We start from the raw sequence: 26,190 nt of genomic DNA on the forward strand, positions 1-26,190 counted from the left end.
ACGTATTAATTAGTCGGGATAACCGACCCCACTGTCTGGAGTATGAAATGACCTTCAATCGTTTAATCGCGGCTGTCATGGTCTCGGCTGCCAGCCTCTTCGGCACTGCCCTGACGGCAAATGCCCAGGAAACGCTGCCTTACGAGGCTTTTGCACAGGACCCCACCATTACGAACGTAGAGGTTTCCCCTGACGGGCGCTGGCTGTCTGTCGTTCAGCGCAATTCCATCGACGGAGACCCGTTCCTCGGAATCTACGACGCTCAAGACCTGTCCAAGGGCCGCATTCGTACCTACGGTGCCCGCGGCATGAGCGTGAACAGCGCGCGATGGATCAATGACGACTTTCTGCTCGTCGTTTTCACCCAGCAATTCAGTGAGGGCGAAGACACATACCGTATTTCCAAGATCGCTTCGATCCACAGGGAGCGCGGCAGCTTTATCGATATCCCGAAACTCCAGTTCGACCGCCGGACCCAGGGTGCCGCCGCTGCTGAACTTGAAAAGCGCGCTGGTGCCGCTTCAGTTATCTCCACCCTGCCTGCGGACCCTGACCATGTCATGATCAGTTATGTTGCCAACGCCAATGGCGTGCGGGCAATCGCGAAGGTCAGGATCGATTCCGGTGTGATCGTGTCGGAAACGACCGGTAACACGCGCTATGGCGGTTATGGCGTCGATGCCGAAGGCGATATTCGTTTTGCCAGCTATACCGACCGCAGCACAGGTGAAGAGGTTTTTGTCGCTCGTATCAAAGGCGAAACCGAGTGGATCGAGATCGGCCGAAGTGGTTCCGGTGGCGATGCCATCAGCCAGGTCTTCAGCCCGCTAGGCTTCCTGAACGCCGACAACCCGAACGAGCTGTTCGTCGTCTCCAACCACGATGCCGATACAGCTGGCATTTTCGCTTTTGACCTTGCCAGCCAGGATTACACCGAGCTGTTATTCCGCCATCCCAAATATGATGCGGCAGGCATTGTCACGATCCGTGATCCGGAAGACCGGCTTCGCCAATACCTCACGGGCTTTGCCTATGACGGTCGTGGCGGCGAGGTTTACTGGATCGATCCGGCAGAAAAGGCATTCAACGAAAATCTCGATGAATTGCTGCCGAACGCCAATAACGACATGATCTCGGCCTCCCACGACCTGTCCGTCCGGGTTATCCGGTCCAACGGTCCGCGTACGCCGAGCACATATTACCTATATGACGAAGCAAAAGGCGGTCTCCAGCTGATCGGCAAATCCATGCCGGCCCTGACGGAGGAAGCCCTGTCGGACATGGAATTCGTCACCTACACGGCACGCGATGGCTATGAAATTCCCGCCCTCGTCACCGTACCGGATGGCGAAGGCCCATTCCCGTCAATCGTGATGCCTCATGGTGGTCCGACCGCTCGTGACTACTGGGGTTTCGACCTGTGGTCGCAGCTCTTTGCCCATCACGGCTATGCTGTCATCCAGCCGCAATACCGCATCTCCACGGGCTTCGGTAAGAAGCACCTGCAGGACGGTTTCGGCGAGTGGGGCATGCTGCAACAGGACGATATCGACGATGCCGGCCAGTACCTGGTCGATCAGGGCATCGCGGACCCGGATCGCCTTGCGATCATGGGCTGGTCTTATGGCGGCTACTCGTCCTTCATCGGCTCTGCCCGTGACCCGAACCCGTACAAATGTGCGATCCCTGGTGCTGGCGTAGGCGATATGGAACAGTTCCGCGCATGGCTCTATTCCGGCGGGTCGCGGAATGACCCCCTCACCCAGTACCGCAACACGGTAGAGGGCCTGAACCCGCTCGATCTGGTCTCCAGCGTCGATGTGCCGGTCCTCGTCATTCACGGTACGGAAGATGAGCGCGTGCCGATCAGTCACTCCGACAAGTTTGCCGCCGCCCTTCAGCGCGAAGGCAAGGAATACAAATATATCAAGCTGGACGGTGCCAACCATTTCTTCGGGACCATCTATTACGAACACTGGATGGAAATGTTCCCGGCGATGATCGACTGGCTAGACAACACTTGCGGCCTGAAAGAATAATCCGCATACACCAACACATAAAAACCCGGCTCATCGAGCCGGGTTTTTTGTTCGCATCAAGATAATCTCTTTATCCAGAAAAACACTGGCAAACAGCTAGATCAGCCCTGCCAATGGCGAGGACGGATCGGCATATTTCTTCCGGCCCATACGCCCGGCCAGATAGGCCTCGCGCCCGGAGATGACCGCATGCTTCATCGCGCGCGCCATCCTGATGGGATCCTTCGCCTCGGCAATCGCCGTGTTCAGCAACACGCCGTCACAGCCAAGCTCCATGGCAATCGCGGCATCCGATGCCGTGCCGACGCCCGCATCGACCAGCACCGGGACCTTGGCCTGTTCCACGATCAACCGGATATTGACCGGGTTTTGGATGCCGAGGCCCGAGCCGATCGGCGCGCCCAGCGGCATGATTGCGCAGCACCCAACCTCTTCCAGCTTGCGCGCATAGACCGGATCGTCGGTGCAATAGACCATCACCTGGAACCCGTCCTTGATCAGCAGCTCGGCTGCCTTCAGCGTCTCTGCCATATCCGGATACAGCGTCTTCTGGTCGGACAACACTTCCAGCTTCACAAGATCCCAGCCGCCGGCCTCACGCGCCAGCCGAAGTGTGCGGATTGCGTCCTCCGCCGTGAAGCACCCGGCCGTGTTCGGCAGATAGGTATATTTCTCCGGCGAGACATAATCGACCAGCATCGGCTTGTCGCGGTCGGTCAGATTCACGCGGCGCACGGCAACAGTCACGATCTCGGCGCCGGACGCCTCAGCCGCTGCCGCGTTTTCCGCGTAATCCTTGTACTTGCCGGTGCCGATAATCAGCCGGGAAGAGAATTTCCGTCCGGCAATTTCAAATGTGTCGTCTGTCATATCATCAAATTACCCGCCGCCTACGAATTGAACGATCTCGAGGCGGTCTCCATCGTTGAGTTCGGTCGAACCAAAGGCCGATTTCGGCACGATTTCAAGATTGCGCTCGACCGCGATTTTCCTTGGCTCAAGGCCGAGATCGGCCAGAAGCCCATCGACCGTTGCCGGCGCGGGCAGCTCCCGCACCTCTCCATTTACAGTTATTTTCATGAATGCACCCTATCCTGTTGAATTACGGCACAAATTCACGCAATGCTGCGTTATCGAAAACATGGTATAGACATAAGGATGAGCACACCGGAAGTCCATATCCTCAACGGCCCGAACCTTAACCTTCTGGGCACGAGAGAGCCTGAAATCTACGGCGCTGATACGCTGGCAGATATCGAACAGATGTGCCTGCAGGTCGCGGACGATCTGGGCCTCGCCCTCCTGTTCCGCCAGACCAATTCGGAAGGCATGCTCATCGACTGGGTGCAGGAGGCGGGCAAGAGCGCCGAGGTGCTGATTATCAACGCCGCCGGTTATACCCATACTTCTGTCGCCCTGCATGATGCGCTGAAGGCGCTGCAGATCCCGGCGATCGAACTGCACCTGTCCAATATCCATGCCCGTGAGCCGTTCCGCCGCCATTCCTATGTCAGCGCCGCTGTCGACGGGATCATTTGCGGTTTCGGTGCCGATGGCTATCTGTTGGCCCTTGACGCGGCTTCGCGGCTCATTGAAAAAGCCTGAACATCAACCAGAGAAAGCCGCTCATGCCCACAAAGAATGACATGACTATGAAGACGGAACTGGAGTGGATTCGCGCGTTGGCCGACGTCCTGACCGAGACCGGGCTGACCGAGATCGAAATCGAGAAAAACTCCGTGAAACTGCGCGTCGCCAAGGGCGGCATGATGGTCAGCGCTGCGCCTGCTGCCGCGGCACCGGCGCCTGCCGCAGCCCCTGCTGCCGCACCGGCCGAGGCCGCTGCGCCGGCGCCTGCAAATGCCGCCAGCCATCCGGGCGCCGTCAAATCGCCAATGGTCGGCACGGCCTATATGTCGCCGTCGCCGAATGCCGATCCGTTCGTTTCCGTCGGCTCAAAGGTCAAACAGGGCCAGACGCTGATGATCGTCGAGGCCATGAAAACGATGAATGAAATCAAGGCGCCGAAAGAAGGTACCGTGAAGGAAATTCTCGCCCAGGATGCCGAGCCCGTCGAATATGGCGAGCCGCTGATGATCATCGAATAGGCTTACCCTCGAACAGGCCCGCGCGCCCGGTGTGCCGCGGCCAACGGAAAGGTGCCGACCCGGCATGTTTGAAAAAGTCCTCATCGCCAACCGTGGCGAAATCGCCCTGCGTATCCATCGCGCGTGCAAGGAGCTTGGCCTGCAAACCGTAGCAGTCCATTCCACTGCCGATGCCAACGCCATGCATGTAACCCTCGCAGACGAGAGTGTCTGTATCGGCCCGCCAGCGGCGAAAGACAGCTATCTGAACGTCGCCGCGATCATTGCGGCTGCAGAGATCACAGGCGCGGATGCGATCCACCCGGGCTATGGCTTCCTGTCGGAGAACGCACGCTTCGCGGAGATCGTCGAGGCCCACGACATCACCTTTATTGGTCCCTCGCCCAGCCATATCCGTGTCATGGGCGACAAGATCGCCGCGAAAGACACGATGGGCAAGGCCGGCATCCCGCTGGTGCCGGGCTCCGATGGCGGCATCACCGATGCCGATCACGCGATGAAGATCGCACGGGAGATCGGCTTCCCGGTCCTGATCAAGGCTGCCTCAGGCGGCGGCGGGCGCGGCATGAAGCTGGCCCGCGAGGAAGGCGACCTCGCCAATGCCATTTTCACCGCCCAGTCGGAAGCAAAAGCCGCCTTTGGCGACGACGCTGTCTATCTTGAAAAATATCTCGAGCTGCCGCGCCATATCGAGATCCAGATCGCAGCCGACACCCACGGCAATGTCGTCCAGTTCGGCGAGCGCGACTGCTCGCTCCAGCGCCGTAACCAGAAGGTCCTCGAAGAGGCCCTGTCACCGGCCCTGACGCCGGAACAGCGCGCCGAGATCGGCGAGATCACCCGCGCCGCCATCGAGAAGCTCGGCTATCGCGGAGTCGGCACGATCGAATATCTCTACGAGAACGGCCAGTTCTATTTCATCGAGATGAACACCCGGATCCAGGTGGAGCATCCGATCACGGAACAGGTCACCAATACCGACCTGATCCGCGAGCAGATCCGCATCGCCGCCGGTGAAAAGCTGTCGATGAAGCAGGAAAACATCAAGTTCCAGGGCCACGCCATTGAATGCCGCATCAATGCCGAGGACCCGCGCACCTTCACGCCGTCGCCCGGCAAGATCACGGATTTCCATGCCCCTGGCGGCATCGGCGTGCGTTTCGATTCTGCTGTCTATACGGGCTATACGATCCCGCCCTATTACGACTCCATGATCGGCAAGCTGGTCGTCTTTGGCGACAGCCGCGAGCTGGTTCTGGCGCGCCTGCGCCGGGCCCTGTCTGAGACGGTGATTACCGGCATCAATACCACTATCCCGCTTTTCCTCGACCTGCTTGACGAACCTGCCTTCCAGAAGGGTGACTACAACATCCACTGGCTGGAACATTGGCTTGAGGAAAAGCACAAGTCGGACTGACCCGACGACTGACAGCTAACGGTTTTATCCACATTTTTCACCCGACTCACGGCAGGGTGGGTTGTTAACCATGTTTGAGGCACCACCTCAGCAATGTGTTAACCCGTAACGGGCATGATGCCCTTTCGAGCAAGCGCGGGAGCAGGCATGGATACGGGGTCGCAGGCCGTAAGGCTGACCAATGTCGACATTGATAATGCCCTGGATAACAACCACTTCCAGGTCATTTTTCAGCCGATCTTCGATCTCGCTGATGGCTCCCTCATGCGCGTTGAAAGCTTTGTGCGCTGGACCCATCCGGGCCTCGGCGTACTGCCGCCCGGTGCCTTCATCTCCTTCTTCGAATCACAGGGCCGGATGGGCGAACTGACCCGACACGTGGTCACGACCGCCCTCGACGATTACATCGCCTGGCGCGGCACGGACGGTCCGGGCCTCTCGATCAATCTTGCCCAGTCGGATGTGACCGAGCCGGACTTCGCCAAATGGTTCACCGCCACATTGAAAGACCGCAAGTTCCCGGCCCGCCTGATCACGCTGGAATGCCCGGCACTGCCCTCCACCATTTCCGTCAAGGACGCCGCCAAGCACTTCACCCGCCTGCGCAAGACCGGCGCAAGGCTTGCCATAGAGGTCCGCGGACGCGCCAACGACCTGTTGCGCACCATCGACCCGTTCCCGTTCGATGAACTGAAGACCGGCGGGTCAGCCATCCTGCGTTTTGCCCGCACCATGCGCGGCGGGCCCGGCCTGACCGCCATTTCGGAGCTGCTTGATCTGGCCAAGGCCAATAATGCCGGCATCATTGCCGTCGGGGTCGAGGACCAGCCGTCGCTCAAGGCCCTTGCCGGTCTCGGCTTTACCGGCGCTCAGGGCAATTATCTCGCCACCATCCGGGCGCTCGATTCCGTCGAGCCACGCCTTGTCAGCCATGCCCGCAGCGTGCTGTCGCTAGAGCCAGTGGGCGAGGAACAGCTGGAGCAGATGACGAGAGGCGTTTCGGTCGACACAGCACCGGCGGAAGCTATCAGCACGTCCGACGACGATACCGCCGAGGACAGCACTGACACATCAGAGGCTGCCGAAAAGAAAGCCAGAACGGCAAGAACCCGCAAGGCTATCGCCGAGGCGAAACTGACGCCTGAGAAGCTGGCCTTGTTGAAGAAAAAAGCCGCGGAAGTCGCCGCCCGCAAGCGCGCCGAGAAAAAGGCAGCCGAGGCCGAAGCTGCCGAGAGCGATGCGGTAGAAGAGGACACTCAAGAGACCACGGCTGATACTACAGACCTTACTGCATCCCCTGAGCAGGTCGCCGCCGATCTCAACGAAACGCACAACACTTTGCGCGAGGTCGCGGCCCGCAAGCAGGCAGAGGAAAACGCCCGGCGTCTCCAGTCGCGCCTGTCCCAGGCCTATGAGCTGCCCCATGAGAGCGAAATCAGGCACGCGACAGCTCAAAACGGAAATTCCGTATCGAAAAGCGCAAGCAAGACGATAGAGGGCGATGAGGTCGTGATGCCGACGATCACCCTGCCCGAACCTTATACGCAGGACGCTTTCAAAAAGGCAGAACCCGATCCCCAGGCGGGCATGGTGCTCGACGCGCCGAAGACCCGTGGCACCGAAAAATCCGTTGCCCGCACCACCGCTGACGAGGCCGATAGACCCACCGGATCTGGCAAGGCGTCGGAAGAGGCAGCTACCGCAGACACACCGGCAAGCAACCATTCCGATGGTCAGGACGTTTCCGGTAGCGTGAAAACAAGCTCCAGATCACGCCGCTCTAAGGCCACTCAAGAGACTGCTTCTGAAGCCGAGGCGCAGGTCGAAACGGATGTTGAGGATCAGGTGGAAGTGGCTGCCGAGGAGGCGAAATCTGCTGCCGTCCCCCAGACACCCGGCGAGTTCAAGCCCGGCACCTCGGCGTCTGCTGCCCAACCGGTTGAAGAAACGCCTGAAGAGCAGGATAAAACAACGGATATTACAGCCGCAGCGCCGGACCGCGAGAGCGAATGGTATCCGAAATTGCCGCATTTCCGCAGTGGCATCACCGGTTCTCTTCGTCTCACAGGCATATCGGAGACATCACCTGAAGATACAGGTGCAAACAAGGCTTCTGAACCGGCTAAAGCCGATCTGGATGAAGACATCTTCAACCAGGTTGTCGAGCCGGATAAGGCTACGGAAGGGTCTGCCGCAAAAGCACAGGCAGACACCAAGCCTGATCTGATCGCCGAAGAGCTGCCTGTCGAGCCGGTCGTCGTCAGCGCCGAGAGCGATGTCGTGCCGCCACCGCAGGTCGACGAGAACGAAGAGATTTACGCTGCCGCTGATGAGGAAATCTTCAAGTCGGAAGACGAGGTTCTCGACGAGGCTTTCGAGGGCGCAGCCGAACTCGACCCGACCAAGGTTCATGCCGACGATACCGAAGGCCCGATCGAGCTCGACAGCACGGAGCGTGAGATCGCCGGTCGCCTGCGCGGCCTGAGCCGTCCCAGGCGCAAGAGCTGGCTGATGCGTCGCCACCGCATCATGCCGACTCATTTCTGGCCGCGGGCGTGGAAACGCAAATGGGAAGAGCTTCGCGCCGACAATGATGCCGACAATGATGACGGCGATTACGAGCCGGAAGCCGAACCAGCTGCGAAGACAGGCTCCGAAAAAGCTTAGCCTGCAAACCTGTCCGGCGCCGTCAGTCCCGGATTGCCTGCCCCGCCGACAATCGCCGCCACCAGCCTTGCCGTCGCCGGAGCCAGCAGAATGCCATTGCGGTGATGACCGCTGGCATAGATCAGGTTTTCTACCCCACTTGACCGGCCAATTACCGGCAGGCGATCGGGTGTCGTCGGGCGCAACCCGGCCCAGGCATCGGTGACGGTACACCCCTTCAGCCCCGGCGCGACGGATGCGGCCCCCTCACTCAGACTGTCTATGCGGTCTTCATCTGTTGTAAGCGTTTCGATGTGCCGCTCCTCTGTTGCCCCGACAACGAGACGCCCGCCGGCTTTCGGGCACAGATAGGTGCCGCTGGTCCGGATCACGCAGGAAAGGCTGGCGGTCGCCGCATCGAGGCTCAGCGCCTGCCCTTTGATAGAGAAGAATGGCACCGGTCCCTTCTCAAGCCAGAAATCGCGTGAAGCGAGCCCGGCAGCAGCGATCACCTGCCCCGCCTCGATCCGCTCTCCGTTGCTGGTCTTCACCGCGCAGATCCTGTCTGCCTCTCTCTCGAGACTGGTGACAGCGACATCCTCTATCAGCTTCACGCCCATCGCCTTGCACGTCTTCGCTAACGCAGACGCAGCGAGGCGCGGATCGACCTGACCCTCGTCAGCCAGATAGAGAGCGGTTCCAAACCGTGCATGCAGGCCAGGCTGCAGCTGGTCGAGTTCACCGCGCGACAACATCACCGGTCGCCGCCCGAAGCCCGAAAGTCTCTCTGCAAGCGACTTCAAGCCCGCCGCCTCCCTGGCGGAGGCCGCCAGCCCGAGCGCACCTGTCATGCGCAGGTCGATATCGATACCGCTGGTCTCGACAAGCGCCTGTGCCAGCTCCCGCCAGCTGGCGAGCGAGGCCATGGCGAAACGGTGAAAGCTCTCCTGCCTGTCCTCATCGACATGGGCAAGTTCGAAACCCGGGCACAGCATACCCGCAGCCGCACTCGTGGTGCCCGCTCCCGGCTGCCCGGCCTCGATGAGGCACACATCAGCGCCCTCGCCCGCCAGCCGGTGCGCGATTGCAAGGCCGATCAGCCCGCCGCCGATGATGACGATGTCCGCTTGCATAGCGCGCCTGTCTAGACGAGGTCAGCCTTACTGTCACCTGTGCAAACCTGTCTCCACGAAGGGTTTTCCACAGGTTTTCTCCACCTCTTTTCCACATACAAGCTGGATAACCACAGCCTGGAGTGTCGGATGATCCGCCTTGTGGAAAACCGGTGGAAAAACTGTTGGAAAATGCTGTGGAAAACTCTCCGCGCTCCGCCCTGCAATGGACAAAGAATCATTGCGATAAGGGCCGCATCACTTCACCTTTCAACCTGCAGCGGAAAACGAGATTCCATGGCGTATTTTGTGGCGATAGCCGCGATGGTGCTTATTGCCGTCGCGCTGACCCGGCTTACCCGTTCAGGCCTGATGCAGCGCTTGTCGACCCGGCCAGCTGTCATCCTGTCCGTGGCAGTGGGGGTTGGCTGCCTCTACCAGCTGCTACGCCTGCCTGAACTGGAACATGACATCCTCAGCCGGCTCGCCGCTGGCGGTCTCGCCGCGCTTGCCTTCATCGCCGGACTGCAGTTCCGCGTCTCGAAACTGATGCGCCAGTCGCCTGCCGCGCTCCGGCTCGCGACCATCGCCGGCCCCCTCTTCCTGATTGCTGCGGCCATCTCCGCCTTTATCTTCATGCCCAGCCTGTCAATCTGGTCGGCGCTGCTCATTGGCGGAGCGCTGATGCTGAACGGCGCGGCCATCGACCGCCGGGCCATCACCGGGTCCTCAGCCCCCGGCGACGTGAAGACAACCGTAGAGCTGGAAAGCGCCGCCGCCCTCGTCATTGGCCTGCCCCTCGTCATCATTATCGAGCTTCTTTCAGACGCGCCTTTCTCCGCCGCCAATGGCGTGATCGAGACCGGCGTGTTCCGGGCGACCATCGGCTTCGGCATTGGCGGTGCCATCGGCCTGATCGGCGGTCGTCTTTCCAAGCGTTATGCCGGACCGCGCAAACAGGACGAAGGCGACTATCGCCGCCTCGCCTTCGCTTTTGGCAGCGGCATCGCTGCCTTCCTGCTTGCGCCTCTGTTACAGGGCGAAGCCATTATCGCTGCCGGGGCTGCCGGCCTGATCTGGTCGGAGGAAGGCTGCCTTTCCGCCACCCGCCGCCGCGACCTGCGCCAGAAATTCGACCATGCGATCAAGCCGGTCGCCTATGCCGTCTTCGGCTTCATCCTCGGTCCCAGCCTGTTGCAGGCGGATATTCTCATCATCCTGTTCTCCATTGGCGCGATCACCGTATTGCGCATCGGTCCGCGCCTCATCGCCCTGTCGTCGCTGGGCATGAACTCCCACCAGCAGGCTTTCCTTGCCTGGTTCGGCGGCGCGCCCGGTGCCGCCTCGGCTCTTTATCTCATCAAACTGATGGGCATCAGCGCCCTGATGGATCAGGAGATGGTACTGACCATTGGGACGACCTGCGTCTTCATCGCCATTATCGGCACGCGCCTTTCATCGAAACCCCTTGCGAGCTATTTCATCCGCCAGCACGCCCTCGCCCGCAAGCGCCGCTTCTACACCTCCTGACTGGTCTCAAGATTGCAGGGCTTTTCCTGCCGGACTATGATCCGGCATCAGGGAGCAAACGGACCATGAGCAATCGCATCATCAGTGAGACCAGCGACAAGGGGGTCGTAACCCTGCGCCTTAACCGTCCCGAAGCGCATAACGCCATCGACGACGCGACCATCGACGAGATGTCGGAGCTGATCGCCCATCTGCACACGTCCTCGACGGTGCGTGCCGTCGTCATTCGCGGCACGCCGGATTCATTCTGCTCCGGGGTCGATATCGCGTGGATGCAGCACATGGCAGAGGCCGGCACCGCCGATGACGCCCGCCGCGTCGCCCATATCCTGCTTGCGCTGCGCAATCTCAACAAGCCGACCATCGCCGTGTTGGAAGGTCCCTGCCTTGGCGGTGGGCTTGCCCTTGCTGCCTGCTGCGACATCACCATCGCTGCAGAAGATGCCTGGTTCGCCCTGCCCGCCGTGCATCTCGGCACGGTGCCGGCTGTGATTGCACCGTTTGTGATGGAGGCAATGGGTCAGGCAAATGCACGGCGCTACTTTCTCACCGGCGAGCAATTCTCGGCCAGCGAGGCGCGCCGGATGGGCCTTGTTCAGGCCGTTTGCATGCAGGCGCAGATAGAGGAAACGGTCGAAACCTTCGTCGGCCATCTGCTGAAAGGTGCGCCGCGCACCCTCGCGATCTGCAAGGAAATGCTGCACGTCTATGCCGACAAGCCAATCGGACCGTCGCTGATCAATGACATGGCAGAACGCGTCGTGCGCAACCGCAAGAGCGCCGAAGCGCAGGAGGGGCTGGAGGCATTCCTGGAAAAACGCCAGCCCAACTGGCAGAAGGGCTGACAGGCAAGCTGCCTAGTCAGGCTTTTCCTCAGGCGCCCGCCCCCGCGCCTCAATCGTCTCGACCAGCGCCGTCAGCGTCCTGATTTCCTTGCGCAGGGCCTGAACTTCCAGCTGGACCTCGTCGGTCTCCTTCACCAGAAGGTCTTCGGTATGCTCTGAATCCTCCTCGACCACGCGCACGACGATGGCAACGAAAAGGTTCAGCATGGTGAAGGTGCCGATCAGCACGAAGGTGATGAAGAATATCCATGAATTAGGATGAGTGCGCGCGACCGTGTTGGCGATCTCGGCCCAGCCCTCCAGCGTCATCACCTGGAACAGCGTGTACATCGACACGAACACGTCGCCGAACAATACCGGATGCGCCGCGCCATAGAGGTTAGAGGCAATGACCGCGAATACATAGACGATCAGCACAACTATGACCCCGACAGAGAGGATGCCGGGAATTGAGTCGATCAGCGAGCGCACCACCGTGCGCATGCGCGGTATCATCGTGACCACATGCAACACCCGCAACACGCGGAACGCACGCAAGGCGGCAAACAGGTTCGACGTCGCCAGCGCGGAGATCAGGATGATGATGAAATCGAAGACATTCCAGCCATCGCGAAAGAACCGTTTTCGCCAGGCATAGATGCGCAGGGCCAATTCAATCAGGAATACGACAAGGAAGCCACGATCGATCGTCAGGAAAAGCGCGAGGTGGTTTTCCTTTATATGCGGCATCGTTTCCAGGCCCAGCAACGCCGCATTGGCGAAGATCAGGATCAGGATCGCATACTGAAACGGTCGCGAATTGATGAAATTGCGCAGGCGCAGGATATGGCGCGGCGGCGCAGTCTCTTCCGGCGCAAGGTCCAGCCGCGCCTGTTGCCGATTTCCCCCGGTATTCACTGACATCCCTGTTCCGTGTAGCGGTGCGATCTGGCACCATTCCATAGTTGTTTTACCAGATGTCCGCGAAGTGATAAGACATTGCTTGGCAGGAAGCTGAATCTTATAACATTTTTAAGTGGTTCGATAGATATCGTTAACCAGAATACCCGATTTGGGTGCAGCATGGCCGATATCTCGGCGTCTTGGCGGAAACTCGATGGCTCATACGCATGACATGGATGACAAGGATGACGAGCGCCCTGCCGGCGCATCCGTGTCCCGGCTGCCCTATCCACCTGTCGAGGCAGATACGGATTATGGTGACGAGGATTACGAGCCGCCGCTGCGCCGCGATCCGTCTGCGTGGGAACGTGCCTCTTCCCAGGTGAAGTTCTGGTTCCGCACGGCCGCGATCATCTTTATCTGCTGTTTCGTCGTTGGCTGGCCAGTCGGCATGTCGCTGTCGGCCTATAACCGCACCGGGCTGTTCTCGATCGAGTTCGGGCTGACCTTCCCGATTCTCGCCATCGTCATCGCGCTTGCCGCCCTCATCTATATTATTGGCCATATGCTTTCGCTCTCCTTCCGCATGATCGCCAAGGCGGAAGAGCTGGAGATGTCGTCATCGCGCTTCACCATGCCTGAGACCCATGCCGTTACCAATGTCCGCTCGGTCGGCAAGGCGGTGCGCTCCGAGATCACGGCGCTGAACAGTTATCTGGACGATGCGCTGGTCAAGCTCGCCTCGGCGGAAAGCATGATCCGCCAGCAGGTCCAGGCGATCGACACGGTCGGTTCCTCCCTGCGCGGCGGCAATGACGACCTCGTCGGCTCCGTCGCCCGCGAGCGCGAAAAGCTGATCGAACTGACCGAGATGATGAACGCCCAGGCCGATGCCTTTGCCGAAGCGATTGCCGAAAAGGCCAAGCTGGGCGAGGAGCATTCCCGCGCGGCGAGCGAGCGCGTCAGCGGCGCCGAGGCCGAGCTGGAAGCGCGACTCAGTCGGCTTGAAGAAACCGCCGAAAAGGCCCTGACCGCGTTCGAGACACTGGCAACCTCGTTCGAGGAGCGACGCCACAAGGTAGAGGAATCAGGCTCTGCCTTTGAAAACCTTTCAAAGGAAGCCGCCGACAAATCTGCCAGCGTTACCAGGGCTTTCCAGGAGAATACTGAAGCGATTTCCGCGGCGCAGGCCCGCCTGCACGAAGAAAGCGAACGCCTCGAACAATTGATCACCCAGCAGCGCGAACGCGCCGACAAGCTGGCCGAGGCGATCTCTCAACAGACCGAAAAACTCAGCTCCCTGTCGGAGAAAAGACTGCAGGCCGAGAAGCTGGAAGCGGCAAGAGCGGAGAGTGCCCGCAACCTCACGCCAAAGGCGCCCAAGCGACCCATCTCGATCATGCGTATCGATGAAGACGAGAAGGAGGAGCTGCCACGCCTGTCGCTGCGCCCTGCGTCATCCTCTCCCGATATCTCTACAAAGCCTGAAGAAAAACCGGCACCGGATAAATCACTGATTGCCGAGCGCCCCACACTGTCATCATCGCGCGGACCGGTTTTCGGGTCTGGCACCAGCATCCAGAAATCTGGCGAACGCCGTGAACCGACCTTGACCCGGCCGGACATGCCCGCTTCGCGCGAGGAGCGCCAGTCGACATCGTGGCGGGATATCCTCGCTGCCGCAGACGATCCTGAGACAACGAGTGAGCCACGCGGCCAGTCCCAGCTACGCCTGCAACAGGTCACGCCCGCTGCGCCGACCTCGCCCCCGCTCACGCGTCAGGAGCCAGATCCGGCGGACAATGACATCGTATGGCTGATCCGCCAGATGCAGTCCTTCATGGTGGAGATCGAAACACGCCTCTATGGCCGTCCCGATACGGACAAGCTGATGCGTTACAAGAATGGCGAGCGCAACATCTTCGCCAACGAGATCCTGCGCCGGGATGACATGGAATTCCGCCGCAAGCTGAAGGCCGAAGTCGACCGCAATGAAGTTTTCGAACGCGCCGTCTTCGACTTCCTCGCCAATTTCGATGCGTTGCTGGAGCCTGATGAGGATGGCGACGACGCCGATGGCCTCATCGACGACTATCTCGGCTCACCCCTCGGCCAGGTTTACGTACTGGTCGGTGGTGCGCTCGATTATTTCGGTTGAAACCTGACCTTAATTGGTCGGGACCGGGTTTGCCCGCATCAGTTCCAGCGTCCAGTCTACAGTCTCTACCGCGCTGCGCCGTGCGGCCCGGTTCAGGGCTTCGACAGAGCCATCGAGCCCCGGGCCCGGCACAGGTTCACTGGTCGAGAAGATGCGTGTGGCTATCGCCTCGTTGCGGCTGTTGAACAGCTTTGCCGAATAGCTGACGAGCGCAGTGCGGTCATCGCCCCGGCGCTGGATGTGGAAGGCCCTGATATCGGTCCGCAGGACATAGTCGCCGAGAGGCACGGAAACGCGGTCGCCGACAGTACCGACGCGACCATCATTCTCGAAATTACGCTGCAGGAAGATGCCGAACAGCAACGGCAGCTGGTCGGTCCATTCACCCTCGACATAATACTCGAACCGCAACGGTTCCGGCGAGAAGCTGATCCGCGAGGTATCGAAGGCAGCTTCGGATTGCGGATCGGTGACGACAAGGCGAACCCGCAGCGGGTCCACTGTCTCCGTCGAAATCGCGATTGGCTGAAGCGTATAGCGCGGCGGCACTTCACCATCGCCGAGGATCAGGGAGGCGCAACCAGTCAGTGACGCCATGGCAAGGCCGGCGACAGCCAGTTTCAGGATCGAGAAGAAAGTTGTTCTTGTCATTGTATTATCCATTTTTTCCTGATCAGTTTGATTGAGCCTGCGGGCGGGTCTCGCCGAACAGGAAGCGGGCCGGATCGCGCTCAACCTCGCGCAGGATCTGGTCCATGGTACGGATGAGGCGGCGGCTCTCGGCGATGGCAGCAGCGGCCTCGCCAAGGCCCTGCTGGGCAAAGGCGTCGATGGCGGCGCGGTTATCGCCAAGGGTAGAGCGCAGTTCCTCGGCAAAGGCACGAGCCTCTTTCACGACACCGTCGATTTCATCCAGCGAAGCCTGCAAATCTTCGTTCACGAAGCTGTCGGCCCCCTGCAGGATGCTCTCAAGCTCGGCGGAGCGCTCGTCGAGCGTATCGGCGAAAGCAGCCAGCTGGTCGCTGGCCGTCGCAAGGTTGTCGATCGTGCGGACGATCTCTTCATCCTTCTGGGCCAGCGCATCGGTCAGTGTCTCTACATCGGCGAGGATGCGGGCGACCGTGTCGGTATTTTCCTGGGTCAGCAGGCGCTGGACACTGGCGACGATGTTACCGCCGCCTTCGAGCAGCCTCGTGATTGGCGACAGGGAGGCCTGAATCTGCGGCGGTCTGCGGCGGGAGACTTCTTTCAGCATCGGGCTTGCCGGCGAGCCGCCGGAGAACTGGATCACGGCAAGGCCGGTAACGCCCTGCAATTCCAGTTCGGCTTTGGTGTCGAGCTTGATCGGCGTATCCTGGTTGACGCGTACCCGGGCGATAACCCGCTCAGGATTATCCTCATCGAGCTTCAGGTCGCGCACTTCGCCGACATCGATACCGTTGAACAACACCGCCGCGCCTTCAGACAGGCCGGAGACGCGCTCGTTGAAGACGACGTCATATTCGTCGAACTCGCGCTCGACGGAGCCGAGCCACAGGGCGAATAGCACGGCCATGAAGATGGCCAGCAGCATGAAGGCGCCAATCAGAATGTAATGTGCCCGTGTTTCCATCGGTTTACTCTACTCTTGCTTCTTTATCGCCCGAACTGTCCTGTTCTTGCACAGATGAGGCCAACGCAGCCCGGCCGCGCGGGCCGGAAAAATATTCCTGTATCCAGGGGTGATCGGTCTTGCGGACTTCTTCCAATGGCCCGATCGCCCGGACTTTCTTCTCCGCCAGCACGGCGATGCGGTCGCAGGCGCGGTGCAGGCTGTCGAGGTCGTGGGTAACCATAAACACGGTTAACCCTAAGGATTCTTTGAGATTTATGATCAAATCGTCGAATTTCGCCGCCCCGATGGGGTCGAGACCAGCCGTCGGCTCGTCGAGGAAGACAATATCAGGGTCCATGGCGAGCGCCCTTGCGAGGCCTGCACGCTTGCGCATGCCCCCTGATAGCTCAGAAGGATATTTGGTCGCCGCATCGAGCGGCAGGCCCGACAGGGTGATCTTCATTGAGGCGATTTCCTGCTGCAGTTCAGGGCTGAGATGCAAATGCTCCCGCAACGGAGCGATGACGTTCTGGGCCACCGTCATGGCAGAAAACAGCGCACCGTCCTGAAACAGCACACCGAGGCGGCGGTCGATTGCCCGGTGCTCGCGGTCGCTCATCTGCAGCACATCTTCGCCGAAAATACGGATCGACCCCGCCCGCGGCTTGACGAGGCCGATGATTGCCTTCAGCAGTACCGACTTGCCGGTGCCGGACCCGCCGACAATGCCGATGATCTCGCCACGCTTGATGGTAAGGTCGAGATCCTTGTGGATGATCTGCGAGCCGAAGCCGGTCGTCAGCTTCTCGATCTCGATGATCGGCTCGCCCTTTTCTCCTCTCTGGGTCATATGTTCAGCTCCATGAAGAAGATGGCGAACGCCGCGTCCAGCAGGATGACGATAAACAGCGACTGAACCACGGAAATGGTTGTATGGCGCCCTAGTTCCTCAGCCGAGCCCTCGACCCGCATGCCCTGGTAACAGCCGATGACGGAGATAGCGAAGGCAAAGAACGGCGCCTTGACCATACCGACCATGAAGTTTTCGACGACGATGATGTCTTGCGTACGCGTCAGGAACATGGCCGGGGAGATATCCATCTGCAGCCAGGCGACAAGCCCGCCGCCGATGAGGCCCATCATGGTGGCGATGAAGGTCAGCGCCGGCAGCACGAAAACCATGGCGATCAGCCGCGGCAGCACCAGCGCCTCCAGCGGGTCAATGCCCATGGCCTCCATCGCGTCGACTTCCTCGCGCAGCTTCATAGAGCCGATGGCGGCGGTAAAGGCACTGCCAGAACGGCCGGCGATGAGGATCGCCGTCAAAAGCACGCCGAATTCCCTGAGCACGGTAATGCCTATCAGTTCGACGACAAATATCTGCGCCCCGAACTGGGCAAGAACCGTTGCGCCCATGAAGGCGATCACGGCACCGATGAGGAACGACATCAGGCCGACAATCAGCGTGGCGTTGAGACCGGATTCCTCCATGTGGTGCACGATGGAAGTCATGCGCAGGCGCTTCGGGCGGGAGAGTACGGTGTAAAGACCGACAAGAACCTCACCTAAATAGCTGACAAGCCTCAATATCTCATACATCAGCTCTTCAGTGCCGCGCCCGACGCGCTCCAGCATCAACACGAACGCGCTGCCCTGTTTCACATCGATTTCGCAGGGCGACAGGTGGTTGGCGGCGGCAGCCAGAAGGGACTTGTAGCCCTCCTTCACATGCTCGAAGCCGAACAGGGCGTTGTCTTCGGCCATTTCCTCGCGCTGGGAACAGGCCCGCATGGTCCGCTGCAGCATCATCGCGCCGGCAGTATCCATGGTCTCGACGCCTGAGAGGTCGATCTTCAGCGACTTGCTCATCGTCTTGTCGGAGAAGCGGCGCAGCTTGCCGTCTATGTCGCCGAGACCGGCGCCGAGGGACCATGTCCCTTTCGCCTCAAGGCGCCACCCGTCCCCCGTTTCCTGTAACTCAAAAGCCGCGACAGACATCTTTTACCCTTACTCGACGCAGTTTATTCTTTTTGGCAATAAACGGCATTCACCATGGCGTGTTATGACACAAGATCCTGAACTTGGTCTAAACGCCGGGTTTACCAAATATTACGATGAAAATTGGGCACGAAACCTGCTTGACCGGCGGCATGTTGAGTGAGATTCCCGCGACCAGACAGCGCCCTCTCCTGCGAGAGATGGGGCCAGTGAGAGAGAGACGAAACCCTTGTTCGAGAAAAAACTGACGCCCCAGCATCACTGGCTGTCGATCCTGCCTATCTTGATTATCATGACCGTGGTTGGCTTGACGCTCGGCACATCGGTGAATACTGGCGTCCAGCCACGCGAAACGTTTTTTGACCTGTTCATGCGCCTCGATCCGCGCGATGTGAATTCGGATGATGGATTCACGCCGGCGATCGTCATGATCGACGAGGAAAGCATCGAGCGCGTCGGCCCGTGGCCATGGCCCCGGACGGCGCTTGCAGAACTGGTCGGCTCGGTTCGCCAGGCTGGTGCCCGCGCCGTGGTCATCACTGTGCCTGTCGAAGGCCCGGACCCGCTGTCGCCGGAGGTCGTCGGCCAGTACTGGTTCAATCGTCAGGGACCGACGAGCGGCGCGGTTGCCGAAGCCGTCGCGCGCCTGCCGAGCAACGATGTCAGCCTCGGCAATGCCCTGTCGACCATTCCCTCCGCCGTTGCCATTGCACCGGAAGCTTATGCCGAGCTTTCCAGCGGTCAGGCATGGATCCGGACGGAAGCGGTCTCATCCCCATGGCTCAACCTGGAAATAGAGGAAGGCGCGAGCACGGACTTCCTCGCCCTGCCCCTCAGCCGTCCACAGGGGCAGCTCGCCAGCAATATCGCCGCCAATGCGCGCTCTTCCGTCAGCGCCCTGCCTGCAGACAGTGACGGCACGGTGCGGCGGGTACCATTGGCGTGGAATGCCTATGGAACGCCGATGCCGAGCACTGCGCTTGCATCTGTCATCCTTCAGGATGGTACGGCCACTGCCGTGCCCCATCGCAGTGTCGTGCGCTCTTCGGGTCGCACCTTCACGCAGATGATCATCGATGGCGAGACTATCGCTCTTGACCGGCAGAACGCGGCAACGCTGTACCTGCCGAGCGATGTCTCCATCCCGACCATCTCCGCCTGGCGGGTCCTGTCCGGCAGTGACAGCTGGACCAGCGCGCTGCAGGGCAATGTCGTCTTCATCGGCGAGAATGTGAACGCCTCTTCCATCGTCGAGACCGCCCGTGGCGAGATGTCGAAAACACAGGTTCATGCGCTTATGGCCGACCAGCTGGCTGATGGCGTCAGCCTCAATCGCCCGGAATGGGCTGGCTTTCTGGAGGCCGGTCTCGCCCTCCTCCTCGGTGTCGGCGCTGTCATCTGCGCCCTCGTCCTCGCACCGGTTCTGGCAGCGAGCTATACGCTCGTGCTCTCCATCGCGATGTTCATCCTCTCCTGGGTGATCTTCTCGAACTCTTCGATGCTGATCGATCCATCACCAGCGATCTCGGCGATGATCGGCGGGCAGATCGGGGTCGTGCTCAGCCGCCTTGCCGGTTCCGTCTTGCGGGACGACGCCGTACGCGGAGCATTCCACGGTGCCCTGCCACCCTCGACAATGGCCAAGCTGCAGCGTGGCCGCGCCGCCCACCTGCTGGACGGCACGCGCCGCCAGGTCACGGTCCTGTCCTGCAATGTCCGCCTGCCGGATGCGATCCGTGCTGAGTTCCTGAAGGACCCCGCCGCCTACATGGCCTTCAAAGCCCAGACGAACGACCGCCTGCGCCAGACGATCCTCAATCTCGGCGGCACCGTCGACTATGGCGAGGATGGCCGCCTGCTCGGCTACTGGAACGTGCCGGAGGAAGAAGCCGACCATATCGAGGATGCCTGTTCCTGTGCCCTGCAGATGATCGAGGATATCAATCAGCTGGCGGAAGATACGGAGCTTGCCCAGTCGGTCAGGCCTGCGCGCCTGCTTGGCAAGGAGATCCCGTCCCCCTTCGGTCAGGGACGCCTTGAGGTTGGCATCTCCAGCGATGTCTGCTTCTCAGGCCCGGTCGGGCGGGGCAACCGTAACCGTTATTCGGTTATCGGCCCGGCTGTCGCCTTCGCCAATCTGCTGCGCAACCGTTCGCGCCTCTATGGCCCGGCGATCATCTGCGACGAGACGGTCTTTACCGCCCTGCGCCATCACTTCGCTTTCCTCGATCTCGACGTGCTGAAGGTGAATGACGACACGACGCCGCGCCCGGTCTATGGCCTTGTCGGCAATCCGTTCCTGAAAGCCTCGAAGGCCTTCCGCAACATGTCCGATACACAGCGTGCGCTCGTCGTGTCATGGCGGGAAGGTTCAATCGCAGCGGCAGAAGCTTATCTGAAGCAGCTGGAAGAACTGCCCGGCACGCATGAGGCCTATGTCGGCCTGTTCCGTGAACGGATCGAGCATGCCCGCAAGGAAGGCGCCACAGAGGTCAAGGCACCGCTATGGGACGGCAGCCAGCAGGTCTATCTGTAAGTCACGACTTTCCCGGTTATGGCCTGTCAGGCACGGGCACAGGTTCCTTTGTGATGTCACCATCCGGATCGCCATCTGGGTCACTGGTGGCGTCATCCTCATTGCCGCGCTCGGAGCGGATGATGCCGCCATCCCAGTGCCGCCACAGGCCAAGCGTGGCGAGCACCGCGACGCCGCCCATCGCCCCCATCATCGCGTAAGCCGGGAACGGGTTGGCGGCAGTGAAGAACAACCCTGAAATAATCGTCGCCACACCGGTCAACGCCCCGATCCCGATCGTCGACACCAGCGTCATGCCGGTATTTTCCAGATTGCGCGGTACGGCACGGGAGATGAATTCAACCGTACCGAGATAAACGGTGGCAAATGTAAAGGCGTGCAGCGTCTGTAGCAGGACCACGACCGGCAATGGCGGTGACAGGCCGATCAGCGGCCAGCGGATGAAGGCGGCCAGCGCACCGGCGCCGATGAACAGGACCGGCCCGAACCGCTTCAACAGGGGCCGCCCGAAGAACAGGATCATGATTTCCGCGACAACGCCGATGGTCCACAACACACCGATAAGATCACTGCCATAACCGAGCGATGACCAGTGCAGCTTGGAGAAGGCGTAATAGACCGCATGGGCGCCTTGGGTGAGTCCGGCCGCGGTCAGCATCAGCAGGAACGATTTCGAGCGGAACAGGCGTATGGCATCCGACAGCTTCGGCGGTGCCAGTCGGCTTGCTGCCTCGCCTTCCGCCCGCTTTGCGCCCTTGGGCAGTCCGATGATGACGACGAGAGACAACAGCGCAGCGCCCGCCATCCACACAACGCTTGCCGCATCGCCGGTACGGGCGATCAGCACCCCGCCCGCCAGGTTGGCGAAAACGAAGGCACCGGAACCGAACGCACGCGTGCGCCCGTAATTGAGCGTCCCTGCCCGGTCTTCCCGCATCACGGCTGTATCCGTCAGCGGCACCAGGCAGCCGAAACTCCACATCATGGTGATCGTCAACAGAGCTATGGACCACCCCGGCTGGCCCAGCAGCAATAGCGAGGCGGAAACGAACATCAGCGCGCTGATGATACCGAGGATGATCCGCTGGTCGCGCTGGCCCTCGGCCCAGTAGGCAACGACCGGTCCCAGCAGCAGGCGCAGGATCAGCGAGCCGCCGGTAACAAGACCGATCGCCTTTTCCGAGAATCCGGTTTCATACAGCCAGCCCGGAAAGAACGGCAGTTGCACACCGAGAAAAAGGAACTGGGCGATGTAAAGCAGCGTGAAGCCGCGGGCGGGGGTCAGCAGCATGGGCCGCCTCTTGCGTTACGACAGAGGTCATGGCTTAGCCTGTTCGGGACCAGAATGTCGAGACAGGGAATGTCTCGAGAACTATTGGTTGGAGGTTTCGCTGGATGCGAGTTCGGAAGCCTGATGCCTGTCCATGCTGCGTGCTGCAACCATGTCGGCAGTCGAACCGATATCGCGGATGGTCTGGGAAAACGCCGCCTGCAGCTCAGCCACGTCGCCATCGGGCACGATGTGCCCGTCGGATTTCAGCCGCTTCAGGGCTGCGATATACATGTCGCGACTGGCGCGCACATCGCCGATCGCTTCCTCCAGCACGGCGATATCATCTGCACTCGGATTGATTGCTGTCGCCGCCATGCGCCCGCGCTCGGCCACCTTTCGGGCGGCGCGCAACGTATTGTCGGCGTGGCGCATCAGGGTCGATGGCGCGTTGCTCGGTGACGCGTTCAGCGAGGCGAGATAGATATCCAGCGCTTCTTCCCGGCTGGTGCCCTCGGAAACCTCCTCGCGCCCGAACAGGACGGAGACCATGCGGTTGGTCAGCGAGGCTTCCGTCACCTCCGGCCACGGCGTGCTTTCCAGCTGGCGCGCAGCCTGCACCAGTTCCTGACGCTCGGAATAGCCGGATGAGGCTGGCTGATGAGAGCTTGCGACGGAGGTTTCAGGCGGCAGGATCTTGACGCTCGCACAGGCAGAGAGTCCGCCTGCGACTAAAAAAATCGTAAGAGAATGAAGTATGAAACGGGAGCGCTGTGTTTTTGTCCGGTCTGATGAGGAGAAAAACGGAATGCTCATTACGCCCGCCACCTTTGATTTACTGCCCAATACTTACCCACACCATCGGTGCAGACGCCTGTTTCACTCTCCCCCGCGGAAACTGGCCCCTGAAACTGCCATAAACCGGCTTGTTTCTTACCCAATGGTTGTTAAACACATACCATCGAACAGGGACGCAAGACAATAATATGATAAAGAAATACGGCCTTTTTCCGGCAATTGAGCCTTTTCAGTCCGGTCACCTGAAAGTCTCCCCCCTGCACGAGATATATTATGAGGTTTCCGGTGCGCCGGATGGCAAACCTGTGGTTGTCTGCCACGGGGGCCCCGGTGGCGGCACGACGCCGTCCATGCGGCGCTATTTCGATCCGCGTACATACAAGATCATCCTGTTCGACCAGCGCGGCTGCGGCCGCTCTACGCCCCATGCGGAACTGCGCGAGAACACGACTTGGACCCTGATCGAGGACATGGAGGTCCTTCGCGAACATCTGGGTGTCGAGCAATGGCAGGTCTTCGGTGGCTCATGGGGCTCGACCCTGTCGCTTGCCTATGCCCAGACCCATCCGGAGCGCGTGACCGAGCTTGTCCTGCGCGGCATCTTCACCCTGCGCCGGGCAGAGCTTGAATGGTTCTATCAGGAAGGTGCCAACTGGCTTTACCCGGACCAGTGGGAGAAGTTCATCGAACCGATCCCCGAGGACGAGCGCGGCGACATGATGGCCGCCTATTACAAGCGGCTGACCGGCGACAATGCCACCGAACAGGTCACATGCGCCAAGGCATGGAGCGTGTGGGAAGGATCGACCGTTTCCCTTTATCCGTCGATGGAGCGGATGACGAGCTTCGCGTCGGACTATTTCGCCCTCGCCTTCGCCCGGATCGAATGCCACTACTTCGTCAATGGCGGCTTCTTCGATGCCGATGACAAGCTGCTGCGCGACATGGACAGGATCGCCCATATTCCGGGCACGATCGTACAGGGCCGCTACGATGTCGTCACGCCAATGAAATCCGCTTGGGAACTGCACAAGGCCTGGCCGCAATCAGACCTCATCGTCGTGCCGGATTCAGGTCATGCGGCGAGCGAGCCCGGCATCATCGCTGGCCTTGTCGGCGCAACCGAGAAATACAAGCGGCTCTGAGCGAGATGCAGAATCAAAAAAGCCGGCCTCGAAGGCCGGCTTTTTGCGTTCATGAAGGCTGGCGCCCCACTCTTACGGGATCAATCCGTAGACCATCACCGCGCCGACGGCGATCGGGCAGACATAGCGCACCAGTACATGCCAGATCTTGAACATGCGCTCTGACTTGAAGCCAATCTCCTCGCGTGCGGAGGATGACGTCACCACCCAGCCCGCAAAGACCGAAATCAGCAATCCGCCCAGCGGCAACATCACGTTGGATGTCAGCTTGTCAGCAAAATCGAAAATCGTCGAACCGGCGAAGATGCCGAAATCCAGAGGTACCCACTGGTTAAAGAAATTCGGCGTTTCAGTCGGCACCATCGAGTAGATATGGGCAATGCCGAACAGGAAGCAGGCAAAGCCGATGATCACGGCGCCATAGAGCCGGCGTGATTTCTTCTTCTCCGGCGACAGGTCACGGTCGCCATCGGCAAACGCGGTCGACACTTCAAGGAGTGCGATAGACGAGGTCAGCGCTGCGAACGTCGCCATCAGGAAGAAGGCAATGCCGAACAACGCCCCGAATGGCATCTGCTGGAAGGCGAGCGGCAGCGTGTTGAAGATCAGCGCCGGACCGGCCGCTGGCTCCATGCCGAACTGGAAGACGATGGGGAACATGGCAAGACCGGCGATCAGGGCAACGCCCGTGTCGGCGACGACGACAGTGCGCGCCGATGACGGGATGCTCTGGTCCTTGCCCATATAGATGCCGTAGGTGACCATCATCACCGAGCCGAGGGAGATCGAGAAGAACGCCTGCCCCAGCGCATTGGTCAGCATCGACCCATCCGTCAGCCGCTGGCCGAGGATCTCGAAATTCGGCTTGAACAGATAGTCGAGCGCCATCAGCGCTTCGCCTTGCACGAGAGAGAAGACAACCAGCACCATCAGCATGATGAAGAAAGCCGGCATCAGGATCGTCACGGCGGATTCGATCCCGCCCTTCACGCCCCGGGCGACGATGAACACCGTCACGCCCATGAAGATCGCGTGATAGACCATGACCATCGCCGGGTTCTGGAACAGGCCGCGCAGCTTGTTGTTGATGTCAGCTTCCGTTTCTCCGGCAAAGCCGCCACCGAAGATCGCGCCTAGGCCCTGCTGGTCGATGCCGGTAAACAGGTCACGCACCATCTCGACGAGATAGAAGATCACCCAGCCGGCGATCATCGAGTAGAAGGACAGGATCAGGAAACAGGCAATCATGCCGACCCATGACAGGACGGACCAGGCGACTGTATTGCCGGAGTTGCGCGCCAGGCGTGCCACGGCGGAAACGGCAGAACCGCCGCCGCGCCGGCCGACCATCAGTTCGGCAACCAGAACCGGCAGGCCGATAACGGCAACGCACAGAATATAGACGAGAACGAAGGCCCCGCCCCCGTTCTCCCCGGCCACATAGGGAAAGCGCCAGAGGTTGCCGAGGCCGACTGCAGAGCCGATAGCCGCGAGCGTAAACGCCGCCTTGCCGGACCAGTGTTCCTCGTTATTCACCTGCGTCGGTCCAGCCATACTCCTAACCCCTCTTGGTTAATTCGAATTTCACAGTGTCTTTTAGACAAATTTTCACTTTTCATAGCAATATTATCGACTTGGAGACAGGGGGTTTTGTGCTGAAAGCCACTCGAACGGGGCAAGGCGCAGCGCAGAACGACAGAGAAGGTAAAGATTATGGATTATTCCTCCCAAATGGACGTCATCAATGGCGAGCAGATGGAGATGCTTATCGCCTCTGCCGGTGTCGACACCGCCAAGATGATTCTGGATGCGTTCTGGAAATCGAATAACGAGATCGTTGCGGCAATGACCGCACATCTGGATAACGAGAATTTCGTTGAAGCCAGCGCCAGCGCCCACGCGCTGAAAGGCTCGGCTGCAAACCTCGGTGCCACGCAAGTAGCCGACAGGGCAAAGACGATCGAAACCGCATGCCGCGCCCAAGATATTGCTGCTGCCCGTGCCGCGTTCGAAAAGGTCGATGCCGACATTCAGGCAACGCGCCAAGCATTCGACAGCCTGCTCGTCAGCAAGGCCGCCTGACCCACCTCCCTACCAAGACGAGACAGCCCC

At 60.3% G+C, this 26,190-nt stretch carries 22 protein-coding genes; 11 read left to right on the plus strand and 11 right to left on the minus strand.

Features of this window, described 5'->3' with window-relative positions; genetic code table 11:
- The first annotated feature begins 47 nt into the window (after window positions 1-47).
- A complete protein-coding gene (locus FF098_RS07855; RefSeq protein WP_155139058.1) occupies window positions 48-2,039 on the plus strand; it encodes an alpha/beta hydrolase family protein in 1,992 nt (663 codons plus the stop codon).
- A 96-nt stretch (window positions 2,040-2,135) separates the two neighbouring features.
- Here the strand turns inward: FF098_RS07855 and FF098_RS07860 are convergent, their stop codons facing one another.
- Both FF098_RS07860 and thiS read right to left on the minus strand, forming a co-directional pair.
- Complete coding sequence (locus FF098_RS07860; RefSeq protein WP_205967416.1) at window positions 2,136-2,909, minus strand: thiazole synthase; 774 nt, start codon at window positions 2,907-2,909, stop codon at window positions 2,136-2,138.
- Between the two features lie 9 nt (window positions 2,910-2,918).
- Entirely contained in the window at window positions 2,919-3,119 is a 201-nt protein-coding gene (thiS, locus tag FF098_RS17545) for a sulfur carrier protein ThiS (protein WP_205967417.1), read from the minus strand.
- A 78-nt stretch (window positions 3,120-3,197) separates the two neighbouring features.
- Here thiS and aroQ point away from each other — a divergent pair, with 78 nt between their 5' ends.
- From aroQ to FF098_RS07880, 4 genes are all read left to right on the plus strand, one after another.
- Window positions 3,198-3,644 (plus strand): type II 3-dehydroquinate dehydratase, encoded by a 447-nt coding sequence (gene aroQ, locus FF098_RS07865; RefSeq protein WP_155139061.1) that lies wholly within the window; start codon window positions 3,198-3,200, stop codon window positions 3,642-3,644.
- Between the two features lie 41 nt (window positions 3,645-3,685).
- Window positions 3,686-4,147, plus strand: a complete 462-nt coding sequence (gene accB, locus FF098_RS07870; RefSeq protein ID WP_155139063.1) for an acetyl-CoA carboxylase biotin carboxyl carrier protein — start codon at window positions 3,686-3,688, stop codon at window positions 4,145-4,147.
- Between the two features lie 64 nt (window positions 4,148-4,211).
- Window positions 4,212-5,564, plus strand: a complete 1,353-nt coding sequence (accC, locus tag FF098_RS07875) for an acetyl-CoA carboxylase biotin carboxylase subunit (RefSeq protein ID WP_155139064.1) — start codon at window positions 4,212-4,214, stop codon at window positions 5,562-5,564.
- A gap of 147 nt (window positions 5,565-5,711) precedes the next feature.
- Window positions 5,712-8,231: an EAL domain-containing protein gene (locus tag FF098_RS07880; protein ID WP_166426392.1), complete on the plus strand. Its 2,520-nt coding sequence runs from the start codon at window positions 5,712-5,714 to the stop codon at window positions 8,229-8,231.
- Here the strand turns inward: FF098_RS07880 and thiO are convergent.
- Complete coding sequence (thiO, locus tag FF098_RS07885) at window positions 8,228-9,343, minus strand: glycine oxidase ThiO (RefSeq protein WP_155139068.1); 1,116 nt, start codon at window positions 9,341-9,343, stop codon at window positions 8,228-8,230. The two genes, FF098_RS07880 and thiO, sit on opposite strands and share 4 nt — an antisense overlap.
- 276 nt (window positions 9,344-9,619) lie before the next feature.
- On the opposite strand from thiO, the gene FF098_RS07890 reads away from it, so the two are divergent.
- Window positions 9,620-10,852 carry a cation:proton antiporter domain-containing protein gene (locus FF098_RS07890; RefSeq protein WP_166426393.1) on the plus strand — a complete coding sequence of 411 codons (1,233 nt, stop codon included), beginning with the start codon at window positions 9,620-9,622 and terminating at the stop codon, window positions 10,850-10,852.
- Window positions 10,853-10,917: 65 nt separating this feature from the next.
- The gene (locus tag FF098_RS07895; protein ID WP_155139072.1) at window positions 10,918-11,697 is read left to right on the plus strand and encodes an enoyl-CoA hydratase-related protein; all 780 of its coding nucleotides are present in this window, start codon (window positions 10,918-10,920) and stop codon (window positions 11,695-11,697) included.
- A gap of 12 nt (window positions 11,698-11,709) precedes the next feature.
- Here FF098_RS07895 and FF098_RS07900 read toward each other — a convergent pair whose 3' ends face one another.
- Window positions 11,710-12,600 carry an ion transporter gene (locus FF098_RS07900; RefSeq protein WP_166426394.1) on the minus strand — a complete coding sequence of 297 codons (891 nt, stop codon included), beginning with the start codon at window positions 12,598-12,600 and terminating at the stop codon, window positions 11,710-11,712.
- A 193-nt stretch (window positions 12,601-12,793) separates the two neighbouring features.
- Here FF098_RS07900 and FF098_RS07905 point away from each other — a divergent pair, with 193 nt between their 5' ends.
- Window positions 12,794-14,737, plus strand: a complete 1,944-nt coding sequence (locus FF098_RS07905) for a coiled-coil domain-containing protein (protein ID WP_155139076.1) — start codon at window positions 12,794-12,796, stop codon at window positions 14,735-14,737.
- 9 nt (window positions 14,738-14,746) lie between these two features.
- On the opposite strand, the gene FF098_RS07910 is transcribed toward FF098_RS07905, so the two are convergent.
- From FF098_RS07910 to FF098_RS07925, 4 genes are read right to left on the minus strand one after another with little or no spacing between them, the layout of a single operon-like run.
- Window positions 14,747-15,388: an ABC-type transport auxiliary lipoprotein family protein gene (locus tag FF098_RS07910; RefSeq protein ID WP_166426395.1), complete on the minus strand. Its 642-nt coding sequence runs from the start codon at window positions 15,386-15,388 to the stop codon at window positions 14,747-14,749.
- A gap of 22 nt (window positions 15,389-15,410) precedes the next feature.
- Entirely contained in the window at window positions 15,411-16,349 is a 939-nt protein-coding gene (locus FF098_RS07915; RefSeq protein WP_155139080.1) for an MlaD family protein, read from the minus strand.
- A gap of 4 nt (window positions 16,350-16,353) precedes the next feature.
- A complete protein-coding gene (locus tag FF098_RS07920) occupies window positions 16,354-17,181 on the minus strand; it encodes an ABC transporter ATP-binding protein (RefSeq protein WP_155139082.1) in 828 nt (275 codons plus the stop codon).
- Window positions 17,178-18,329: an MlaE family ABC transporter permease gene (locus FF098_RS07925; protein ID WP_155139084.1), complete on the minus strand. Its 1,152-nt coding sequence runs from the start codon at window positions 18,327-18,329 to the stop codon at window positions 17,178-17,180. Before FF098_RS07925 ends, FF098_RS07920 begins: the two co-directional genes overlap by 4 nt.
- 229 nt (window positions 18,330-18,558) lie before the next feature.
- Between FF098_RS07925 and FF098_RS07930 the strand changes: the two genes are divergently transcribed.
- A complete protein-coding gene (locus FF098_RS07930) occupies window positions 18,559-20,865 on the plus strand; it encodes a CHASE2 domain-containing protein (RefSeq protein ID WP_155139085.1) in 2,307 nt (768 codons plus the stop codon).
- 16 nt (window positions 20,866-20,881) lie between these two features.
- On the opposite strand, the gene FF098_RS07935 is transcribed toward FF098_RS07930, so the two are convergent.
- Together FF098_RS07935 and FF098_RS07940 are read right to left on the minus strand one after the other, a co-directional pair.
- A complete protein-coding gene (locus FF098_RS07935; protein WP_155139087.1) occupies window positions 20,882-22,156 on the minus strand; it encodes an MFS transporter in 1,275 nt (424 codons plus the stop codon).
- A gap of 81 nt (window positions 22,157-22,237) precedes the next feature.
- Window positions 22,238-22,951, minus strand: coding sequence for a hypothetical protein (locus FF098_RS07940; RefSeq protein ID WP_155139089.1), 714 nt, complete (start codon window positions 22,949-22,951; stop codon window positions 22,238-22,240).
- 170 nt (window positions 22,952-23,121) lie between these two features.
- Between FF098_RS07940 and pip the strand changes: the two genes are divergently transcribed.
- The gene (pip, locus tag FF098_RS07945) at window positions 23,122-24,078 is read left to right on the plus strand and encodes a prolyl aminopeptidase (RefSeq protein ID WP_155139091.1); all 957 of its coding nucleotides are present in this window, start codon (window positions 23,122-23,124) and stop codon (window positions 24,076-24,078) included.
- A 72-nt stretch (window positions 24,079-24,150) separates the two neighbouring features.
- Here the strand turns inward: pip and FF098_RS07950 are convergent, their stop codons facing one another.
- Window positions 24,151-25,632 carry a sodium-dependent transporter gene (locus FF098_RS07950; RefSeq protein WP_155139093.1) on the minus strand — a complete coding sequence of 494 codons (1,482 nt, stop codon included), beginning with the start codon at window positions 25,630-25,632 and terminating at the stop codon, window positions 24,151-24,153.
- Window positions 25,633-25,791: 159 nt separating this feature from the next.
- Here FF098_RS07950 and FF098_RS07955 point away from each other — a divergent pair, with 159 nt between their 5' ends.
- Window positions 25,792-26,160 carry an Hpt domain-containing protein gene (locus tag FF098_RS07955; RefSeq protein ID WP_155139095.1) on the plus strand — a complete coding sequence of 123 codons (369 nt, stop codon included), beginning with the start codon at window positions 25,792-25,794 and terminating at the stop codon, window positions 26,158-26,160.
- Window positions 26,161-26,190 lie beyond the last annotated feature (30 nt).

This window comes from Aquisalinus luteolus, from assembly GCF_009712425.2.
Taxonomy (GTDB): domain Bacteria; phylum Pseudomonadota; class Alphaproteobacteria; order Caulobacterales; family Parvularculaceae; genus Aquisalinus; species Aquisalinus luteolus.